We start from the raw sequence: 19,171 nt of genomic DNA, 5'->3' as shown, positions 1-19,171 counted from the left end.
TTCATTGCCCAATCCGAGAAGGGATGTTTCCGATGCGTAAAACCAAAATCATTGCCACCCTGGGTCCTGCGAGCTCAACGGCCGACATGGTGGAAAAACTGATGGTGGCTGGCGCCAATGTGTTTCGCCTGAACTTCTCCCATGGTAGCGGTGAGCAACATATTGCCACCGCCAGCCTGATCCGCACGACCGCCGCCCGGCTGGGGCTCCATATCGGGATACTGGCCGACCTGCAAGGCCCAAAAATCCGTATTGCCCGCTTTGCCACAGGGAACATCACCCTAACCCCTGGTGCCTCTTTTATCCTTGATGCGGCTCCAGGTGACCAACCGGGCGATCAGGATCGCGTCGGCCTCGACTACCCGGAGCTGATCAACGACTTACGCAGCGGCAACATCCTGCTGCTGGATGATGGCCGGATCCAGCTTGAGGTCCTGAATATCGAAGGCAGCAATATCTTCACCCGGGTGCAGATCGGTGGCCCCCTCTCCGACCGCAAGGGGATCAATGTACTGGGGGGAGGGCTCAGCGCCCCGGCACTCACCGACAAGGACCGGGCCGATATTCTCACCGCCAGCCAGATCGAGGCCGACTTTATTGCCGTCTCCTTCCCTCGTTGTGCAGCCGACCTTGCTGAGGCCAGAACGCTGATCCGGGCAGCAGGCAGTCATGCCGCCATCGTCGCCAAGGTAGAACGAGCGGAAGTGGTGGCCTCGGTCGAGGCGATGGACGAGGTTATTCGCGCCGCAGACATCGTCATGGTGGCACGTGGAGATCTGGGGGTAGAGATTGGCGATGCCAGACTGCCCGGCGTACAAAAGAAGCTGATCAAACGTTGCCATCAGCTCGGCCGACCGGTCATCACGGCCACCCAGATGATGGAATCCATGATCAGCAGCCCCATGCCAACCCGAGCCGAGGTGCTGGATATCGCAAATGCGGTGATAGATGGCACGGATGCCGTCATGCTGTCAGCCGAATCGGCGGCGGGTCTCTATCCGGTCGAGGCAGTGGAAGCCATGGCTCGCATCGCACACGGAGCAGAGCGTGAAATAGACCCGATTCAACCACGCTGGCAGAAAGCGTCCCATCACAGCGATCAATCCAGCCACTGCATGGCGCTGGCAGCAATGACGGCTGCTTTCAGTCACGATCAATCCTGTGGTATCGCTGTGCTGACCTCACAGGGAGATGCAGTCACCGCTATCTCTCGCAGCAACCTGAACAATCCAATCTGGGCACTGTCCAACAAACCCATGTTACTCAACCAGATGACGATTCTGCGCGGTGTCACCCCCCTCTTTTATGAAGAGGAGGTGGAAGATGAGAGAGACTCACGGCAGCTGATAGCAACGCTGGAGCAAGCCAATCAACTACATGGCATTCAATCTCTGCTGATCAACCGGCTCGATTCGCTGGAGGGTGCGGGTAGTGAGGATGTCTGCCGCCTGATCCCGCTCGGCAGCAAGCACCGCGACGCTCCGCCCAGCCGGAGTTCATCTTTCCTCTAACGCCGAATAGAGACAGCAAAGCCTCACCATGTGAGGCTTTGTTTTTTCAGGGTCTCCAGCCAAGGATTGGGCCGTTGCCAGCTGAAGCTCTGGTTTGCGCCACCGTAACATTCAGCCAGCCGCAGCGGCGTACCGGGGGTATGGCGTCGCCCGGCCACATCGAGGCAACGGGAGACCTTGCTGTTGAACAGCCGGTCCTTTTGCCACTCCCACTGCGGCTGCCCGTCACAAGGGGCCAGCATCAACTCGCTGTCGTTTTTGGCTTGCAGACAACGATCCTGCAGGCGCAACTCCCCCAGATCCCACTCGAATAGCTGATCGTCTTTGCCGCTGCAGGAGAGGGCCAGCACCTTCTGTTGCGACACCGCGACGCAAAAATCGCCGCTGGTCAGCAAGGGAGAGAGCGCCCGCTCCTGCGGTTGCGAAGTAATGGAGCCCATCATCACATCGGTTGATGGCGGCTTGATGGTACACCCCCCCAGCAGCAAGGCAGCCAGTATGGCAGGAGTGCAAGCAACGGAAATTTTATTATTCATGGAAAAACGCCTGAAGTGGGCCGATGACATCCGGTTGTCAGTGACTCGAGGCAGCAGCATAACCGAAAGCCGGGGCGCGCTGCCCGGATAGAGTGTAAACAGACGTAACAGAGATAGAGGAGAGCTGGCGCAGAAAAGGCCAGAAAGCAAAAAACCCCGCCGAAGCGGGGTTTTTCTAAATGTGGTCGGTGATAAAGGATTCGAACCTTTGACCCTCTGGTCCCAAACCAGATGCGCTACCGGACTGCGCTAATCACCGAGGCTATTTCTTTCAAAATAGTTTACTTCAAAAAACAAAGACGACCTGATGGTCATCCTCATCATACAGCAAGTATGGTGCGAAGAGAGGGACTCGAACCCTCACACCCGGGGGGCACTAACACCTGAAGCTAGCGCGTCTACCAATTCCGCCACCTTCGCATACCTGACAAGCTGTAAAATGGGGTGGCTGATGGGGCTCGAACCCACGACAACCGGAATCACAATCCGGGACTCTACCAACTGAGCTACAGCCACCACAGCTGTTTTCGTTCCACAACACGCCCGTTTAACCGGCGCACGTTTGATGGTGCGCCCGACAGGATTCGAACCTGTGACCTCTGCCTCCGGAGGGCAGCGCTCTATCCAGCTGAGCTACGGGCGCTACGCTGTCGAACGGGGCGCATTATTGATGATGGACGGGGGTTTGTCTACACTTTTCTGCCACCAATGCACTGACCGTTGCTTTTTCAAGCACATCGTGCATTTTTCTTCCACTTATCCCCTGCCTGCCCCCGAAAAGGGGTAATTCCCATGTCAAATTGTCTTGCAACCTTGACTTGATTTGACACCCACCTAAAATGAATGAACGTTCATTCAATTGAAAGACACACTGATGATTCTGGATAAAAAAGAGAGCATCTTCAACGCAGCCCATGAGGTGCTGGGTGAGCGGGGTTTTCATGGTCTGTCGATTGCGGAAGTCGCCAAAAAGGCCAACGTGGCTACCGGCACCATCTATCGCTACTTCGGCGACAAGGATGACCTGATCCGGCAGCTGCATCAACACACTATCTTGCAGTGTGTCCCCATAGTCATGGCCGGTGTAGATGTCGATAAAGTTTCATTTCAACAATTTCGCCAACTATGGCTCAATATTCATACCATTTTTGTTAACGAACCAAACGCCATCAAGTGCAAATTGCAGTACGAGAGCTCGCCATTGGGGGCAGACCTGGAAACCAATCCGGTCATCCTGGCGGCATGGGAACCTCTGGACCGCTTTTTTGCACAGGGCGTGGCACAAGGACTGTTTATTGATTTACCGATACGGGCACTCCAGGTGTTGAGTCTGGACAGTGTCATGCATCTTGCCCTGCAGTGCAGGGTACACAACATCACGTTGACCGAATCGCAGTTGGAAACCGCGATCCGCGCCAGCTGGAATGCCATTTTACTCCCCCACATTTCCACCTCAGGAGCCTGTTCATGAAAAAATGGATGGCCATTATGTTGCTGATAGCGATCGCCCTGTTTGGCAGCGTCATCGGCTTCAATTTGTTCAAACAGAAGATGATTGCCCAATACATGGCCAACCGGCCGGAACCCGAGTTCCCTGTCACCGCCATGGTGACCAAGGCGCAGGATTGGGTACCGACCATCGAAGCGATCGGCTTCATCGAGCCGAATCAGGGGGTGACCCTCTCCACCGAGCTGGCGGGCACCATCGATGCCATCACCTTCGAATCGGGCAAACCGGTCAAGGCTGAACAGCTGCTGCTGAGTCTGGACTCCACCGTGGAACGCGCCAATCTGCGCGCCTCCCAGGCCAAGCTGCCGGCGGCAAAGGCCAAGTTCGAGCGTTTCCAGAACCTCTACAAGACCAGCTCCATCTCCAAAGAGCAGCTGGATGAGGCGGAAGCGGCCTATCGCTCGCTGGAAGCGGATATCGAGAGCCTGAAGGCGACCATTACCCGTCGTGAGGTTCGCGCGCCGTTCAGCGGTGTCGTTGGCCTGCGTAACGTCTTCCTCGGCCAGTATCTGCAGCCGGGCACCGATATCGTGCGGCTGGAGGATACCAGCGTGATGCGCCTGCGCTTCACCGTGCCCCAGACCGACATCTCTAAAATCACTCTGGGCCAGACCATCAAGATCAATGTGGATGCCTATCCGCAAACCCAGTTTGACGGTCACATCACCGCCATCGAGCCAGCGGTCAACTACCAGAGCGGCCTGATCCAGGTACAGGCAGACATCCCGAACAACGACGGTCAGCTGCGTTCCGGTATGTTCGCCCGCGCCAGCATCATTCTGCCGACGGTGAAAGATCAGATCGTGATCCCGCAAACCGCCATCTCCTTCACCCTTTACGGCCAGAACGTCTACGTGCTCAAAGAGGGCGAAGAGACTGACAAGGAAGGCAACAAGGTGAAAGTGCTGCGGGCCAAGCAGGTGGTGGTCAAGGCGGGTGAGCGCCGTGGCAACGATGTGCATGTGCTCTCCGGCATCCAGGCCGGTGACCAGATCGTACTGTCGGGTCAGGTTCGCCTGAGCAACGACACCAAGGTGCATGTGGTCGAGAACGATGCCCTGGCCGTCCCGGCACAAACCCCGATGCTGTAAGCGCGGAGATCTGCGATGCGATTTACTGACATATTTATAAAACGGCCTGTGCTGGCGATCTCGCTCAGCTTCCTGATCGCCTTGCTGGGCTTTCAGGCCATCTTCAAGATGCAGGTACGGGAATACCCCGAGGTGACCAACACGGTGATCACCGTCAGTACTGGCTACTATGGCGCCAGTTCTGACCTGATCCAGGGGTTCATCACCCAGCCGTTGGAACAGGCGGTCGCGCAAGCCGACAACATCGACTTCATGACCTCCTCCAGCCAGCTGGGCAGCTCCACCATCACCGCGTACATGAAGCTCAACACCGACCCCAACGCCGCGCTGTCCGACATCCTGGCGAAGGTGAACTCGGTGCGCTCCCAGTTGCCGAAAGAGGCGGAAGACCCTTCGGTCACCTCCTCCACCGGTTCAACCACGGCGGTGCTCTACCTCGGTTTCACCAGCCCTGAGCTCAACTCCAGCCAGATCACCGACTATCTGGAGCGGGTTATCAAGCCGCAGCTCTTTACTGTCGGCGGGGTCTCCAAGGTTGACCTCTACGGCGGTGTCGAGTTTGCCCTGCGGGTATGGCTGGATCCGGCCAAGATGGCGGCCTTCAACCTGACGGCCAGCGACGTGATGACGGTGCTCAACAGCAACAACTATCAGTCCGCGACAGGTCAGGCGACCGGCTACTTCACCCTGTTCAACGGCAACGCCGAGACCCAGGTCAAGGATGTCGACGAGCTGAAGCGTCTGGTGGTCGCCACCCGTGACGGCAAGGTGATCCGCCTCTCCGACATTGCCAAGGTGAGCCTGGAGAAGAGCCACGACATCTATCGTGCCAGCGCCAACGGCCGCGAAGCGGTAGTCATGGCGGTCAACGCCGCACCGACAGCCAACCCCATCAACATCGCCCGCGATGTGCTGGATCTGCTGCCGAGCCTTGAGCGCAACATGCCGAGCACCATGCATCTCAACGTGATGTATGACTCCACCGTGGCGATCAACGAGTCCATTCACGAGGTTATCAAGACCATCCTGGAGGCGGCCGCCATCGTACTGGTGGTCATCACCCTGTTCCTCGGTTCATTCCGCGCGGTCATCATCCCGATCATTACCATTCCGCTCAGTCTTATCGGCGTGGTGATGATGATGGATATGTTCGGCTTCTCGATAAACCTGATGACCCTGCTGGCGATGGTACTGGCGATCGGTCTGGTGGTGGATGACGCCATCGTGGTGCTGGAGAACGTCGACCGCCATATCAAGGAGGGGGAAGAGCCGTTCCGGGCAGCCATTATCGGTACTCGTGAAATCGCGGTGCCGGTCATCGCCATGACGGTTACCCTGGCCGCGGTATACGCGCCTATCGCCCTGATGGGCGGCATCACCGGCTCCCTGTTCAAGGAGTTTGCCCTGACGCTGGCAGGCGCCGTGTTCGTCTCGGGCATCATCGCGCTGACCCTGTCGCCGATGATGTGCTCCAAGATGCTCAAGGCCAATGAAACGCCGGGTAAATTCGAGAGCACAGTCCACCACCTGCTGGAACGGATGACCGATCGCTACGACAGCATGCTGCATGCGGTGATGAAGAAGCGCATCGTCATCGTGGCGTTCGCCGTCATCGTGTTCGGCAGCCTGCCGCTGCTGTTCAAGTTCATCCCGAGCGAACTGGCCCCGTCAGAGGACAAGGGGGTCATGGCCGTGCTGGGTACCGCACCGTCCAACGCCAACCTGGACTACATCGAAAACACCATGGCGGATGTGAACAAGATCCTGGATGAACAGCCGGAAATCGCCTTCTCCCAGGTCTTCTCCGGGGTGTTCAACGCCAACCAGGCGTTCGGTATCGCCTCCATGGTGCCCTGGAGTCAGCGTGAAGCGAGCCAGAAAGAGGTGCTGGATCGGGTCGCCAATCTGGTGAAAGACATTCCGGGTATGGCCATCACCACCTTCCAGTTCCCGGAACTGCCGGGTGCCTCCAGTGGTCTGCCGATCCAGTTCGTCATCACCACCCCGAACAGCTTCGAAAGCCTGTTCCTGGTGGCTGGCGAGATTCTGGCTGCCGCTCAGGGTAACGGTCAGTTCGTCTATTCGGATCTCGATCTGAACTACGACTCCGCCACCATGAAGATCCGCATCGACAAGGACAAGGCGGGTGCCTACGGCATCACCATGCAGGACATCGGTATCACCATGGGCACCATGATGGCGGACGGTTACGTCAACCGTATCGACCTGGATGGCCGCTCTTACGAGGTGATCCCCCAGGTCGAGCGCAAATACCGTCTCAATCCGGAGTCCATCAAGGGCTATTACGTGCGGGCCGCAGACGGCAAGTCGATCCCGCTCGGCAGCCTGATCACCATTGAAGTGGTTGGCGAGCCCCGCGCCCTGCCCCACTTCAACCAGCTGAACTCCGCCACCATCGGCGCCGTTCCGGCTCCGGGCGTGGCCATGGGTGATGCGATCAACTGGTTCCAGACCGTCGCCGACGAGAAGCTGCCGCAAGGCTATCGTTACGACTTCATGGGGGAAGCCCGTCAGTTCGTCACCGAAGGCAATGCACTCTATGCCACCTTCGCGCTGGCACTGGCCATCATCTTCCTGGTGCTGGCCATCCAGTTCGAGTCGGTGCGTGACCCGCTGGTCATAATGGTCTCGGTACCGCTCGCCATCAGCGGGGCGCTGATTGCCCTGGCATGGGGACTGGCGACCATGAACATCTACTCCCAGGTGGGCCTGATCACGCTCGTTGGCTTGATTACCAAGCACGGCATCCTGATCTGTGAAGTGGCGAAGGAAGAGCAGCTGCTGCGCGGCATGAACAGGATGGAAGCCGTGATGCAAGCCGCCAAGGTGCGTCTGCGTCCGATCCTGATGACCACCGCCGCCATGATTGCCGGTCTGATCCCGCTGCTCTACGCCACTGGCGCCGGTGCAGCCCAACGTTTCAGCATCGGTATCGTCATCGTGGCCGGTCTCGCCATCGGTACCCTGTTCACCCTGTTCGTGCTGCCGGTGATCTACACCTATCTGGCTTCCGAGCACAAACCGTTGCCGGTATTCGATGAAACCATTCCGCCCAAGGCAAACAGCGGACACTGATCATCACGACACGCCAAGGCCCCGACACGGGGCCTTGTTTATGCTTCGCAGGAAAGACGACATAAGTGCATGAAGCAGTTAAACTAAAAAACATCACATCCAGACCGCAAGGACGCCATGTCAGGACTTATCTCCAAGACCGCCGAGGCCGTAGGCCGCAACGGACTCTCATACCGCCTGCTCTCCTACATTCTGGTGTGCAGTACCGTATTGGCGATGATCATTACGGTGTTGCAACTCGCCTGGGATTACCGCAAGGATGTGGCCGTTATCGAAGACAGCATCGGCCAGATCGAGGCCTCTTTCCTGCAACCCATCGCCGCCAGCTTGTGGAACCTCGATGAAGAGCAGGTCAAGGTGCAGATCGAAGGGATCATGAACCTGCCCAACATGCAGTTCGTGATGGTCAAGGAGATGCTCGGCAACTCGGAAGTCCCGCTGTTGACCCAGGGGACCGAACGGGAAAGCTACGATATCTCCCGCGAATTCAACCTCACCTATCAGGGTGAAATCGTCGGCAAGCTGTTCGTTGCCGCCTCTCTCGAGCAGATCTACCAGCGCCTCATCGAAAAATCGGTGCTGATCATGGTCAGCCAGACCATCAAGACCCTGGTGGTCTCATTTTGTATCCTGATCATCATTTACTATCTGGTGGTGCGGCACCTCAATCGCATCGCCAGCTACGCCCAGAAGTTCAATCTGGACCGGCTCGATATGGAGCTGGAGCTGGAGGGACGCCCGCAACCGCGCAAGAAACCCGATGAGCTGGATACTCTGGTCGCCACCCTCAACCAGATGCGCACCAGACTGCGTGACGAACTGGTTGCCCGCCATCAGGCGGCTGAACAGTTGCAGCAGGAGCGGGACTTCTCCGCCACCCTGATCAACTCGGCCAACATGGTCATCTGCTGCATGGAGCCGGACTTGACCATTGCCAGCATCAACCCGGCCGCCATCCTGCTGACCGGCTACCACCAGCAGGAGCTGCTGCAGCACAACTGGCTGGATCTGTTTGTCAGCCCGACCCAGCGGGAAGAGCTGAACAACATCCTGGCCGCAGAGGGTTCGCTGGCAGATCAGGAGGTCATCATGCATGACCAGCAGGCCCACGAGCTGGTGCTGCAGTGGACCTTCGTTCCCTTCTACGATGGCCCCAACCTCAAATACCAGATCGGGTTTGGCTACGACATCACCCAGCTGAAAACAGTCGAGCGGGAGATCATCCAGCTTAACGAACAGCTGGAGGGCAAGGTGGAGGAGCGTACCCGTAGCCTGAGCGAGGCCAACAACCAGCTGGGCAAGGCCTACGACGATCTGAAACAGGCCCAGCAGACTCTGGTGGAGTCGGAGAAGATGGCCTCCCTCGGCTCGCTGGTAGCCGGGGTAGCACACGAGATCAACACCCCGATCGGCATCAGCGTGACCGCCTCCTCCTATCTGCAGGAGCGGGTCGCCGACTTCAAGTCCCATATCGACTCCAAGCAGTTGTCGCGCTCCTATCTCAACGAGTTCACCGTCAACCTCGACGAATCGATGCAGCTGCTGCAGAGCAACCTGCGCCGCGCCTCCGAGCTTATCGCCAGCTTCAAGCAGGTGGCGGTCGATCAGTCATCGGAAGCACGTTACAACTTCAGCCTCGCCGACAACCTGCATCAGGTAGTGGTCTCCCTCGGTCACAAACTGAAGAAGAGCCAGTGCGAAGTGGATATCCAGTGCGATCCCAAGCTGTCGATCTTCTCCTTCCCGGGCAGCTTTACCCAGATCTACTCGAACCTGATCCTCAACTCCATCAACCACGGTTTCGACAACTGGGACAAGCCGAAGAAGATCACCATCAAGGTGGAGCAGCAGGGAGAGGAGCTGTTTATCGACTACTCGGACAACGGTCGCGGCATCCCGCCCGAAATATTGCCGCGCATCTTCGATCCCTTCGTCACCTCCAAGCGGGGCCAGGGTGGCAGCGGGCTCGGCACTCACATCATCTACAACCTGGTGGTGCAACTGCTGAAAGGCCGTATCAGCTGTGCCAGCGAACCGGGCAACGGCGCCCAGTTCCATATTCGCCTGCCAATCCAACATAACTGAGCGCTGGCTCTTGTGAGCCAGCCGCTTTATCCCCATCATGCTGTGATTGCATTCTTAATGAGCGGAGAACCTCGCAATGGCACAGCATTTTGACTATATCGCCATCGGTGGCGGCAGCGGCGGCATCGCCTCGGCCAACCGGGCTGCCATGTATGGCAAGAAAGTCGCCCTGATTGAAGCCAAAGAGTTGGGTGGAACCTGCGTCAACGTAGGCTGCGTACCGAAGAAGGCCATGTGGTATGCCGGCCAGATCGCCGATGCCCTGAAATATGGTGCCGACTACGGTTTCGACACCACCCTCAATCAATTCAGCTGGGCCAAGCTGGTCGAGTCCCGCCAGGCCTACATCGGCCGCATCCACCAGTCCTATCAGAACGTGCTGGGCAAGAACCAGATCACCGTCATCAAGGGCTTCGCCCGCTTCGTCAGCAGCAACACCATCGAGGTCAATGGCGAGCAATACACTGCCGATCATATTCTGATCGCCACCGGTGGCCGTCCCGAAGTACCTGCCATTCCGGGCGCCGAGCTGGGTATCGACTCCGACGGTTTCTTTGACCTGCAAAACCAACCCAAGCGGGTTGCCGTGGTCGGTGCGGGCTACATCGCGGTGGAGATCGCTGGCGTGATGCAGGCGCTCGGCTCCGAGACCCATCTGGTGGTGCGCAAGCACGCCCCGCTGCGCAACTTCGACCCCATGATCCACGAGACACTGGTGGAAATCATGGCGCAGGAAGGGCCCAAGTTGCACACCCACGCCATTCCCAAAGCCGTGCTCAAGAACGCTGACAACAGCCTGACCCTGCAACTGGAAGATGGTCGCCACCTCACCGTTGACTGCCTGATTTGGGCCATCGGCCGCGTACCGGCTACCGACAACCTCAATCTGGCTGCCGCAGGCATCACGCTGGACGAGAAGGGCTTTATCCCGACCGACAAGTTCCAGAACACCGCCGTCGCCAACATCTATGCGGTGGGTGACAACACCGGCCGCATCCAGCTCACCCCGGTAGCCGTCGCGGCGGGCCGTCGTCTCTCCGAGCGGCTGTTCAACAACAAGCCGAACGAGCACCTCAACTACGATCTGGTACCGACCGTGGTGTTCAGCCACCCGCCCATCGGTACCATTGGCCTGACCGAGCCGGAAGCCATCGCCGAATACGGTGAAGATCAGGTGAAGGTCTACCGCAGCCAGTTCACCGCCATGTACTCGGCGCTGACCCAGCATCGCCAGCCCACCAGGATGAAGCTGGTCTGTGTCGGCCCGGAAGAGAAGGTGGTCGGTCTGCACGGTATCGGCTTTGCGATGGACGAGATCCTGCAAGGTTTCGGCGTCGCCATGAAGATGGGTGCCACCAAGGCGGACTTTGACAACTGTGTCGCTATCCATCCGACCAGTGCGGAAGAGTTTGTGACAATGCGATAGGCACGTTGGAAGCTGGCCTGTCACTATCAGACCCGCTTCAACAACTGTGTTTCCACGCCCCATCCCACCAGTGCGGAAGAGTTTGTCACCATGCGATAAGCACGTCGAAGCCGGCCTGATCACCATCAGGCCGGCTTCAACAACTCAGTTCCCCTTTTCCCCTCCTCCCGACTGCATGACAGAGTGGGCCACCACACGCCAACTACTTCCTGTAGCAGCGCTATCACCACAGAGCGAGATTCGACCTCGGTCTGCGCATCAGTACCGCCATCACGCGCGGTTCTTAGACAGTGGCTGTCAGGTTGGATGGCATGACGAGCGTATCTCCTCGCATCGCATTCAAGTCCAATCTGGCAGATTGAGGTGCTCAGGCTTGCGGCTGATATCGTTCGGCCGCATGGGCTTGGCGAAGATCCGACATCAGCCCTTGACGTGCCTCATCCAGAGCGGTCCAGCGTTCGGCGACATGAAGCGGCGGAATCGTCACCAACTCGCGGCGATCGAACCCGACCAGTGCAGCATCAACCAGCTCACCCACTTCCATCACCTCGGGGAGAGTGTTGACATCCACACCTGCATGCGCCCAGATTTCGGTGCGGGTTGTTGCCGGCAACACGGCTTGCACATAGACCCCTTTGGGTGACAGTTCATGAGCCAGCCCCTGCGACAAAAACAGCACATAGGCTTTGGTCGCACCGTAGAGAGAGATACCGAACTCGGGCGAAAATCCCACCACCGAACCAATGTTGACGATGCTCCCCGTGCCGGATTGCGCAAGGCGCGGTGCGATCGCTGCGGCGAGCCGCGTCAATGCGGTTATGTTCAGCGCGATCTGGGATTCGATGGCCTCGGGAGATTGCTCCAGAAAATGCCCGGATTGCGGCATACCGGCATTGTTAATGAGGATGCCGATACGTGCGTCATGCCGCAGGCGAGTTTCCAGTGCCGGCAGCTCTGCCGAATTGGTCAGGTCAGCCTGCAGCACCTCAACGGCTATCTGGTGTTGCTCACGCAGGCGCATGGCCAGCGCATCCAGCCGTGACTTGTTGCGCGCAACAAGAACAAGATCGTGGCCGCGACGAGCAAAACGTTCGGCATAGGTGGCACCGATACCGCTGGAGGCGCCGGTGATAAAGACTGTCGGTAGTGTGGTCATGTTATTTCCTTGATATGGATGGCGTGGGTGAACGAGCCAATGCGGCCGTGATCACGGCTTGATGCTGACGACGACCTTGCCCCTGGCGTGGCCCTTGGCGAGATACTCCAACGCTTCTTTGGCCTGGTCGAACGGGAATACCTTGTCGATCACCGGCTTGATGCGTTGCGCGTCGAGCAGCTCGCCGATTTCGGTGAGTTGGTCGCCATCGGGACGCACAAACAGGAACGAGTAGGCGACGTTCCGCTTGTTCGCCCGCGACCTGATTTTTCGGCTCATCAGCCCGAACAGGAGGCGGAGCAATACGTTCAGCCCCCGGGCCCGCGCGAAGGCAGCATCCAGCGGGCCAGTGAGGGAGATAATCTTGCTGCCCGGTTTGAGGATATCGATGGCTTTTTCGATCGCATCTCCCCTGACGGTCCCCAGCACGGCATCGTAGCCGTGCAGTTGGTGCTCGAATGCCTGTTGCTTGTAATCGACCACCTCATCGGCCCCCAGCTCGCGCACCAGCTCGATGTTGCCGCTACTGACGGTGGTGCCCACCCTGGCCCCCAGCAGCTTGGCAAGCTGGATAGCAAAGGTGCCGATGCCACCGGATCCGGCAGGGATAAACACTTTTTGGCCAGCCTGCAGATTGGCGCGCTCCTTCAGCGCTTGCCATGAGGTGAGCCCGACCATCGGGATCGAGGCGGCTTGCACGAAATCCAGATTGGCGGGTTTCAACGCCGCAGCGCGCTCAGGCACCACCGCAAATTCGGCCAGCGATCCGCTACCGAGATCGAAAATACTGGCGAAGACGGCATCGCCCGGTTTGAAACGGGTCACCTGACTGCCGACCTCGGTCACGACACCGGCCAGATCGCTGCCCAATGTGGCGGGAAGCTGAAAGTGAAGCACCGGTTTGAACATGCCGGTCGGAATCATGTTGTCGATCGGGTTCAGGCCAGCGGCATAAACCTGAACCAGCATTTCGTCCGCCTTCAGTGCGGGACGCGGGATATCCGTGAGCCCAATCTCCGGCGACTTGCCGTAACGTTTGAATGTGAGTGCTTTCATGGTTCGGTCATTCATCCTTGGCTGTGCATCGGGGTCAGGTCTGTGTCATCCGCGAGGAAGGCCAGCACCTCGGGCACAAAGGCAAGATAGTGCTGAAAAATGCCACCGTGCCCCGAGTCGGGGTAAATCGTCAGTCGGGCATTCGGCAGCCGGCGAGCCATATCCGCTGACAGTCGGCTATCGACCATCAGGTCATGGTCGCCATTGGCCACGAACACCGGTTGCGTGATGACCGAGAGATCATCCGGCGCACTCAATCCCGCACTCCGGATCGCCTTGAGCTGGGCATATCTGGCCTGCAGGGAGATGGGCTGGTCACGGTCAATCGTGCGCGCTTTCAGGCGAGAGAAGTACTCTTTTGCCGCGCGCTTGCCATCCGGTGTGCGGGGAAAAAACAGGAAGTGCCGCGGATCGTTCAGCGTCAATGCCGCTTTGAGGTAGGCGGTGGCGGCAATCTTGTTGATCTCGTCGATACCGCCACCTCCCCGCGGCCCGGTTCCGGCAAGCACAATCCGGCGCACCAGATCCGGCGCCTGCAAAGCCACCATTTGCGCCACACCACCGCCTAACGAAAACCCGAGCAGATCGACCTGCTTTAATCCCATGGCGCGAATAAAGGCGATGGCATCACGTCCCATCTCCTCAATGGTATGTGGCACCGCTCCCCCCGAGGCGCCGACGCCGCGATTATCAAAAGCGATAACCCGGCGTTTCGCCGCGATGCCATCGATAACACCGGGATCCCAGTCATCGAGTACCGCCATCAGATGGTGCAAAAAGATCACCGGCACACCGGTGTCGGGGCCCAGCGCACGATAGGCAAAAGATGTTCCGTTCACATCAAGGGTACGGGTCGGCACATCTTTCCAATCCATATGCCCTGTCTGACGTAGTGTGGTCACCGGGCGGTGACCGGCAGATCTCCCGGTTATCGAGGCGATCCCCATCTTCTTTGTAACCATGTCCGAGATCTCCGTGTTGGGTGGATTGTTTGTGGTTGCGGTGTTACTATCAAATTGATATCAACTTACTATCAATTCACAACCAAGTCACTATCAAAACAGTATGAACATGAAAAAAAGTTACGATACCCCATGCCCAATCGCGCGCAGCATGGCGATTGCTGGTGATGCATGGAGCATATTGATCCTGCGCGATGCCCATGCCGGTCTCACTCGCTTTGACCAGTTCCGGAAAAGTCTGGGGATAGCACCCACGATGTTGACCCGCCGACTGGCGACGTTGACCGAAGAGGGTTTGCTGGAAAAAAGGCTTTATTCTGAACATCCACCCCGTGAGGAGTATCTGCTGACCGCCGCCGGTCGCGATTTTCTACCGATACTCTTCATGATTGGTGAGTGGGGTCGCCAATATCGGGGCGACGACAACATGATCCGTTTCTTCGATATGGAGGCCGGCACAGAAATCAAGGCCATCGTGGTCGATGAAGTGACCGGGGCAAAGATTGGGACCCGCCCGCTGCGCGTGGTGATGCCTGATGAAAGCTGACAGGTGATTTGGCAATCGTATCGTCTTTCACCCAAACCCGGCTCAGGCCGGGTTTTTTGATCCCTCCTCGCCATTTCTCTCGCAAAACCGCCGTTCTTTACGCCGATTTTACGCCTGCCCCATGGCGCTTTATGGCGCCTTTACGCCTGTTTTACATACCCTTTCAGCGTCAATGACACCAACAGAGTCGATAGGGTTTTACATCGACTTTCGCAGCTAATTATCTCAATGGAGTCGATATGAATTGGCTATATCTGCTGCTCGTCCTCGCCTTGATGGTCTACCTGCTGCGTGCACTCACGCGCAGTCACGAGTGAGGGATCTGATATGTGGCAAGAAATAATCTATCCGGTGGCCTTCGTGCTGCTGGTTCTGCTGCCGGCACCGCTGCTGGGCAACTACATCTACCGGGTATTTGAAGGCAAAACCCGCTGGCTGGCACCGGTCGAGCGCGCCACGCTGGCCTGTTGCGGCACCGATGGACGGGAGCAGGACTGGAAGTCCTACGCCCTCAGCCTGCTGGCCTTCAACGGCGCCGGTTTTGGTCTGCTGTTCCTGATCCTGATGGCGCAGGGGTTGCTGCCCCTCAACCCGCAACAACTGCCGGGTCTGAGCTGGCAACTGGCCTTCAACACCGCGGTCAGCTTTATGACCAACACCAACTGGCAAGCCTATTCCGGTGAGGCCAGCCTCTCCTACTTCAGCCAGATGGTGGGCCTAACCACCCAGAACTTCGTCTCCGCAGGGACGGGCGCCGCTGTAGCCATTGCCCTGTTCCGCGGTATCGCCCGCCAGCAGACCATCAACCTTGGCAACTTCTGGCAGGATCTGGTGCGTTTCTGCCTCTACGTGCTGCTGCCAATCGCGCTGATTATGGCGCTGGTGCTGGTGTGGCAAGGGGTGCCGCAAAGCCTCTCCGCCTACCTGCCGTTCCACGGTGTGGAAGGTCAGGAGCAGCTGCTGCCGCTCGGCCCGGCTGCTTCGCAAATTGCCATCAAGCAGCTTGGCTCCAACGGTGGCGGCTTCTTCGGCATCAACTCGGCACATCCGTTCGAGAACCCGACCGCCCTCTCCAACTGGCTGGAGATGGTCACTCTGCTCACCATCGCCGCCGCCATGGTCTTTACTCTGGGCCGCTACGTGAAAGACATGGCCCACAGCCGTGCCATTCTCGGCGCCATGACCCTCATGCTGGTGCTGGGGCTCTTCGTCTCCATCACTCAGGAGCTGAAACTGGATCCAGCCCTCGCCCACCTCACCACTGACGCCAGCAATATGGCTGGCAACTGGGAAGGCAAGGAGAGCCGCTTCGGCCCTGTGCTCTCCAGCATCTGGGAAGTGGCAACCACCGCCGCCTCCAACGGCTCGGTCAATGCCATGCACGACAGCTTTGCCCCCCTCGCCGGCATGGTTGGCATGATCAACATGCTGCTGGGTGAAGTGGTGTTCGGCGGCGTAGGTGCCGGTATCTACGGCATGATGCTGTTCGTGCTGCTGACCGTCTTCTTGTGCGGCCTGATGGTGGGGCGCACCCCGACCTATCTGGGCAAGCGCCTAGGTATCACCGAGATGAAGTGGGTGGTCGCCAGCATGCTGGTGATGCCGGTGGGGGTGTTGGTGATCGGTGGTGTCACCCTGCTGATGCCGGATGCCAGCACCATCATTGGCCATGATGGCCCGCACGGTCTGTCACGCCTCATCTATGCCTACGCCTCGGCTGCCGGCAACAACGGCTCCGCCTTCGCCGGTTTTGCAGCCGGTGACAACTGGCAGTGCATCGCCATCGGTCTGGCCATGCTGCTCGGTCGCTTCGGCTACATCATTCCGGTACTGGCCATCGCCGGTCAGCTGGCCCGTGCGCCCCGTCAGGAGACGAGCGAAGGGGACTTTCCCATCAGCGGCCCGCTGTTCGTTACCCTGCTGATCATCACCGTCCTGCTGATAGGTGGCCTCTCCTTCCTGCCGGTGCTGGCACTGGGCCCGGTGGCCGAACATCTGAGCCTGATCGGAGGGGCGTTCTGATGAACCTGACCCTGTCGATCACCATCCGGATGCCAATGGCCAACTATCTGATGCTGGGAGCTTTCCAATGAGCAAGTCCACTGCAATGAGCACCGACACCATTAAGGTGAAGGGCAAAAAACAGAAATCACAGGTCCTGCAAGCCATGGTTGAGGCCCTCTATCGCTTCAATCCCAAGGCGCTGTTTGGCAGCCCTATTCTGTTCACCCTCTGGCTGGCCGCCGTGATGGCGACCGTGGAGTCCTTGCTGGGGCAGCCCTTCTCGGGTGTTGCCCCCAGTCTGGCTTGGCAGCTGACCGCCTGGCTCTGGCTGACCCTCTGGTTTGCCAACTTCGCCGAGACGCTGGCCGAGGGACGCGGCAAGGCCCGCGCCGATAGCCTGAAAGCGGGCATGAGCCAGCTCAAGGCCCGTCGTGTGGCTAATGCCAAAGATGGTCAGGGCGAGTGGGTACCCGCCACCAGCCTGATGAAGGGGGATCTGGTGCTGGTACGCAGCGGCGAGATGATCCCGGCCGACGGTGAGGTGATCGCCGGTATCGCCTCGGTCAACGAGGCCGCCATCACCGGCGAATCCGCCCCTGTCATTCGCGAGTCGGGCACCGACCGCAGCGGCGTGACCGGCAACACCACCGTCGTCTCCGACGAGATCTGGGTGCGCGTCAGCAACAATCCGGGCGAGAGCACACTGGATCGGATGATCGCACTGGTGGAAGGGGCCAAACGTCAGAAGACCCCCAACGAGATGGCGCTCGATGCCCTGCTGGTGGGGCTGACCCTGATCTTCCTGCTGGTGGTCGCGACCCTGCCCTGGTTCCTCGACTACAACGGCACTCAGGTACCGCGCCTCTACCTGATCGCTCTCTTCATCACCCTGATCCCGACCACCATCGGCGGCCTGCTCTCTGCCATCGGCATTGCCGGTATGGATCGACTGGTGAAGCTGAACGTCATCGCCAAGTCTGGCCGTGCCGTCGAGGCGGCCGGTGACGTGCGCACCCTGCTGCTGGACAAGACCGGCACCATCACCTTCGGCAACCGGATGGCTGACGAACTGATCCCGGCACCGGGCGTCGATCCCGCCCTGCTGGCGCAAGCTGCCATGCTGGCCTCGCTGGGTGACAACACCCCGGAGGGTAAATCCATCCTGACTCTGGCCAGCAAGAGCATCGCCAAGCCGAGCCAGCTGGATGATGACAAGGTGATCCCCTTCAGCGCCGAGACTCGCCTGAGCGGACTGGATCGCAACGGTCATCAATATCGCAAGGGGGCGGTCGATGCCGTACTGAACTACCTCAGCCTCGACCGCAAGGCGGTACCTGAGCTGGTGCTCAAGTCAGTCGACAGCATCGCCCGTCAGGGGGGGACTCCGCTGCTGGTCTGCACTCAGGAGAAACTGCTGGGGGTGGTGTTCCTCAAGGACATCATCAAGCCCGGCATCAAGGCCCGCTTCCAGATCCTGCGCCATATGGGGATCCGCACCGTGATGATCACCGGCGACAACCCGAAAACCGCCGCCGCCATCGCCGCCGAGGCAGGGGTGGATGACTTCATCGCCGAAGCAACGCCGGAAAAGAAGCTCGCCTATATCCGGCAGGAACAGGCCGATGGTCGTCTGGTCGCCATGTGCGGTGACGGCGCCAACGATGCGCCCGCACTGGCACAGGCGGATGTGGGGCTGGCCATGAACGAGGGGACCCAGGCCGCCAAGGAGGCGGGCAATCTGGTGGATCTCGACTCCAACCCCACCAAGCTGCTGGACGTGGTGCTGGTCGGCAAACAGCTGCTGGTGACCCGTGGCGCCCTGACCACCTTCTCCATCGCCAACGATGTGGCCAAGTACTTTGCCATCCTGCCAGCCCTGTTCATCGCCGCCTACCCGCAACTGGGCGCGCTGAACCTGATGCAGCTGGGCAGCCCGCAGAGCGCCATCCTGTCGGCCATCATCTTCAACGCCCTGATCATCGTAGCGCTGGTGCCACTGGCGCTGCGCGGTGTCGACCTGAAAGGCTCGGCCGCCAGCCTGCTGCGCCGCAACCTGCTGATCTACGGTGTCGGTGGCCTGCTGGTGCCGTTTATCGGCATCAAGCTGATCGACCAGGTCATTACCGGCCTGGGTCTGGTGTAACGACGTAACCGGGATGCGGGGCAAACCCGCATCCCCAGCCATCCTTTT

At 59.0% G+C, this 19,171-nt stretch carries 13 protein-coding genes and 4 tRNA genes; 9 read left to right on the top strand and 8 right to left on the bottom strand.

Features of this window, described 5'->3' with window-relative positions:
• Nucleotides 1–32: 32 nt before the first annotated feature.
• Complete coding sequence (pyk, locus tag PG888_RS07740) at nt 33–1,511, top strand: pyruvate kinase (protein WP_270693151.1); 1,479 nt, start codon at nt 33–35, stop codon at nt 1,509–1,511.
• Between the two features lie 23 nt (nt 1,512–1,534).
• On the opposite strand, the gene PG888_RS07735 is transcribed toward pyk, so the two are convergent.
• From PG888_RS07735 to PG888_RS07715, 5 genes are all read right to left on the bottom strand, one after another.
• Entirely contained in the window at nt 1,535–2,047 is a 513-nt protein-coding gene (locus PG888_RS07735; protein ID WP_111808859.1) for a ricin-type beta-trefoil lectin domain protein, read from the bottom strand.
• A gap of 182 nt (nt 2,048–2,229) precedes the next feature.
• A tRNA-Pro gene (locus PG888_RS07730) sits at nt 2,230–2,306 on the bottom strand.
• A 75-nt stretch (nt 2,307–2,381) separates the two neighbouring features.
• Nucleotides 2,382–2,467, bottom strand: a tRNA-Leu gene (locus PG888_RS07725).
• A 20-nt stretch (nt 2,468–2,487) separates the two neighbouring features.
• Nucleotides 2,488–2,563, bottom strand: a tRNA-His gene (locus PG888_RS07720).
• Between the two features lie 50 nt (nt 2,564–2,613).
• Nucleotides 2,614–2,690, bottom strand: a tRNA-Arg gene (locus tag PG888_RS07715).
• 231 nt (nt 2,691–2,921) lie between these two features.
• Between PG888_RS07715 and PG888_RS07710 the strand changes: the two genes are divergently transcribed.
• From PG888_RS07710 to gorA, 5 genes are all read left to right on the top strand, one after another.
• Entirely contained in the window at nt 2,922–3,518 is a 597-nt protein-coding gene (locus PG888_RS07710) for a TetR/AcrR family transcriptional regulator (RefSeq protein WP_270693149.1), read from the top strand.
• Nucleotides 3,515–4,648: an efflux RND transporter periplasmic adaptor subunit gene (locus tag PG888_RS07705; protein ID WP_042063327.1), complete on the top strand. Its 1,134-nt coding sequence runs from the start codon at nt 3,515–3,517 to the stop codon at nt 4,646–4,648. Before PG888_RS07710 ends, PG888_RS07705 begins: the two co-directional genes overlap by 4 nt.
• Before the next feature lie 15 nt (nt 4,649–4,663).
• Nucleotides 4,664–7,744 carry a multidrug efflux RND transporter permease subunit gene (locus tag PG888_RS07700; RefSeq protein ID WP_042656855.1) on the top strand — a complete coding sequence of 1,027 codons (3,081 nt, stop codon included), beginning with the start codon at nt 4,664–4,666 and terminating at the stop codon, nt 7,742–7,744.
• 117 nt (nt 7,745–7,861) lie between these two features.
• On the top strand, nt 7,862–9,829 hold the full coding sequence (locus PG888_RS07695) for an ATP-binding protein (protein ID WP_075112319.1): 1,968 nt from the start codon (nt 7,862–7,864) through the stop codon (nt 9,827–9,829).
• Nucleotides 9,830–9,905: 76 nt separating this feature from the next.
• Complete coding sequence (gorA, locus tag PG888_RS07690) at nt 9,906–11,255, top strand: glutathione-disulfide reductase (RefSeq protein WP_270693145.1); 1,350 nt, start codon at nt 9,906–9,908, stop codon at nt 11,253–11,255.
• A gap of 367 nt (nt 11,256–11,622) precedes the next feature.
• Here gorA and PG888_RS07685 read toward each other — a convergent pair whose 3' ends face one another.
• The 3 genes from PG888_RS07685 to PG888_RS07675 are packed head-to-tail and all read right to left on the bottom strand — an operon-like array spanning nt 11,623 to nt 14,342.
• On the bottom strand, nt 11,623–12,411 hold the full coding sequence (locus PG888_RS07685) for an SDR family NAD(P)-dependent oxidoreductase (RefSeq protein ID WP_058052666.1): 789 nt from the start codon (nt 12,409–12,411) through the stop codon (nt 11,623–11,625).
• A gap of 51 nt (nt 12,412–12,462) precedes the next feature.
• On the bottom strand, nt 12,463–13,467 hold the full coding sequence (locus tag PG888_RS07680; protein WP_058052665.1) for an NADP-dependent oxidoreductase: 1,005 nt from the start codon (nt 13,465–13,467) through the stop codon (nt 12,463–12,465).
• An 11-nt stretch (nt 13,468–13,478) separates the two neighbouring features.
• Nucleotides 13,479–14,342: an alpha/beta fold hydrolase gene (locus PG888_RS07675; protein WP_058052664.1), complete on the bottom strand. Its 864-nt coding sequence runs from the start codon at nt 14,340–14,342 to the stop codon at nt 13,479–13,481.
• A 196-nt stretch (nt 14,343–14,538) separates the two neighbouring features.
• On the opposite strand from PG888_RS07675, the gene PG888_RS07670 reads away from it, so the two are divergent.
• The 3 genes from PG888_RS07670 to kdpB all read left to right on the top strand — a co-directional run bounded on the left by PG888_RS07670 (nt 14,539) and on the right by kdpB (nt 19,123).
• On the top strand, nt 14,539–14,976 hold the full coding sequence (locus tag PG888_RS07670) for a winged helix-turn-helix transcriptional regulator (RefSeq protein ID WP_204375550.1): 438 nt from the start codon (nt 14,539–14,541) through the stop codon (nt 14,974–14,976).
• 327 nt (nt 14,977–15,303) lie between these two features.
• Complete coding sequence (gene kdpA, locus PG888_RS07665; RefSeq protein ID WP_270693142.1) at nt 15,304–16,998, top strand: potassium-transporting ATPase subunit KdpA; 1,695 nt, start codon at nt 15,304–15,306, stop codon at nt 16,996–16,998.
• A gap of 67 nt (nt 16,999–17,065) precedes the next feature.
• Nucleotides 17,066–19,123: a potassium-transporting ATPase subunit KdpB gene (kdpB, locus tag PG888_RS07660; protein ID WP_270693139.1), complete on the top strand. Its 2,058-nt coding sequence runs from the start codon at nt 17,066–17,068 to the stop codon at nt 19,121–19,123.
• The last annotated feature ends 48 nt before the right edge of the window (nt 19,124–19,171 follow it).

Source organism: Aeromonas sp. QDB23 (assembly GCF_027707745.1).
Lineage (GTDB): Bacteria > Pseudomonadota > Gammaproteobacteria > Enterobacterales > Aeromonadaceae > Aeromonas > Aeromonas allosaccharophila.
This window is presented reverse-complemented; position numbering and strand designations above follow the sequence as displayed.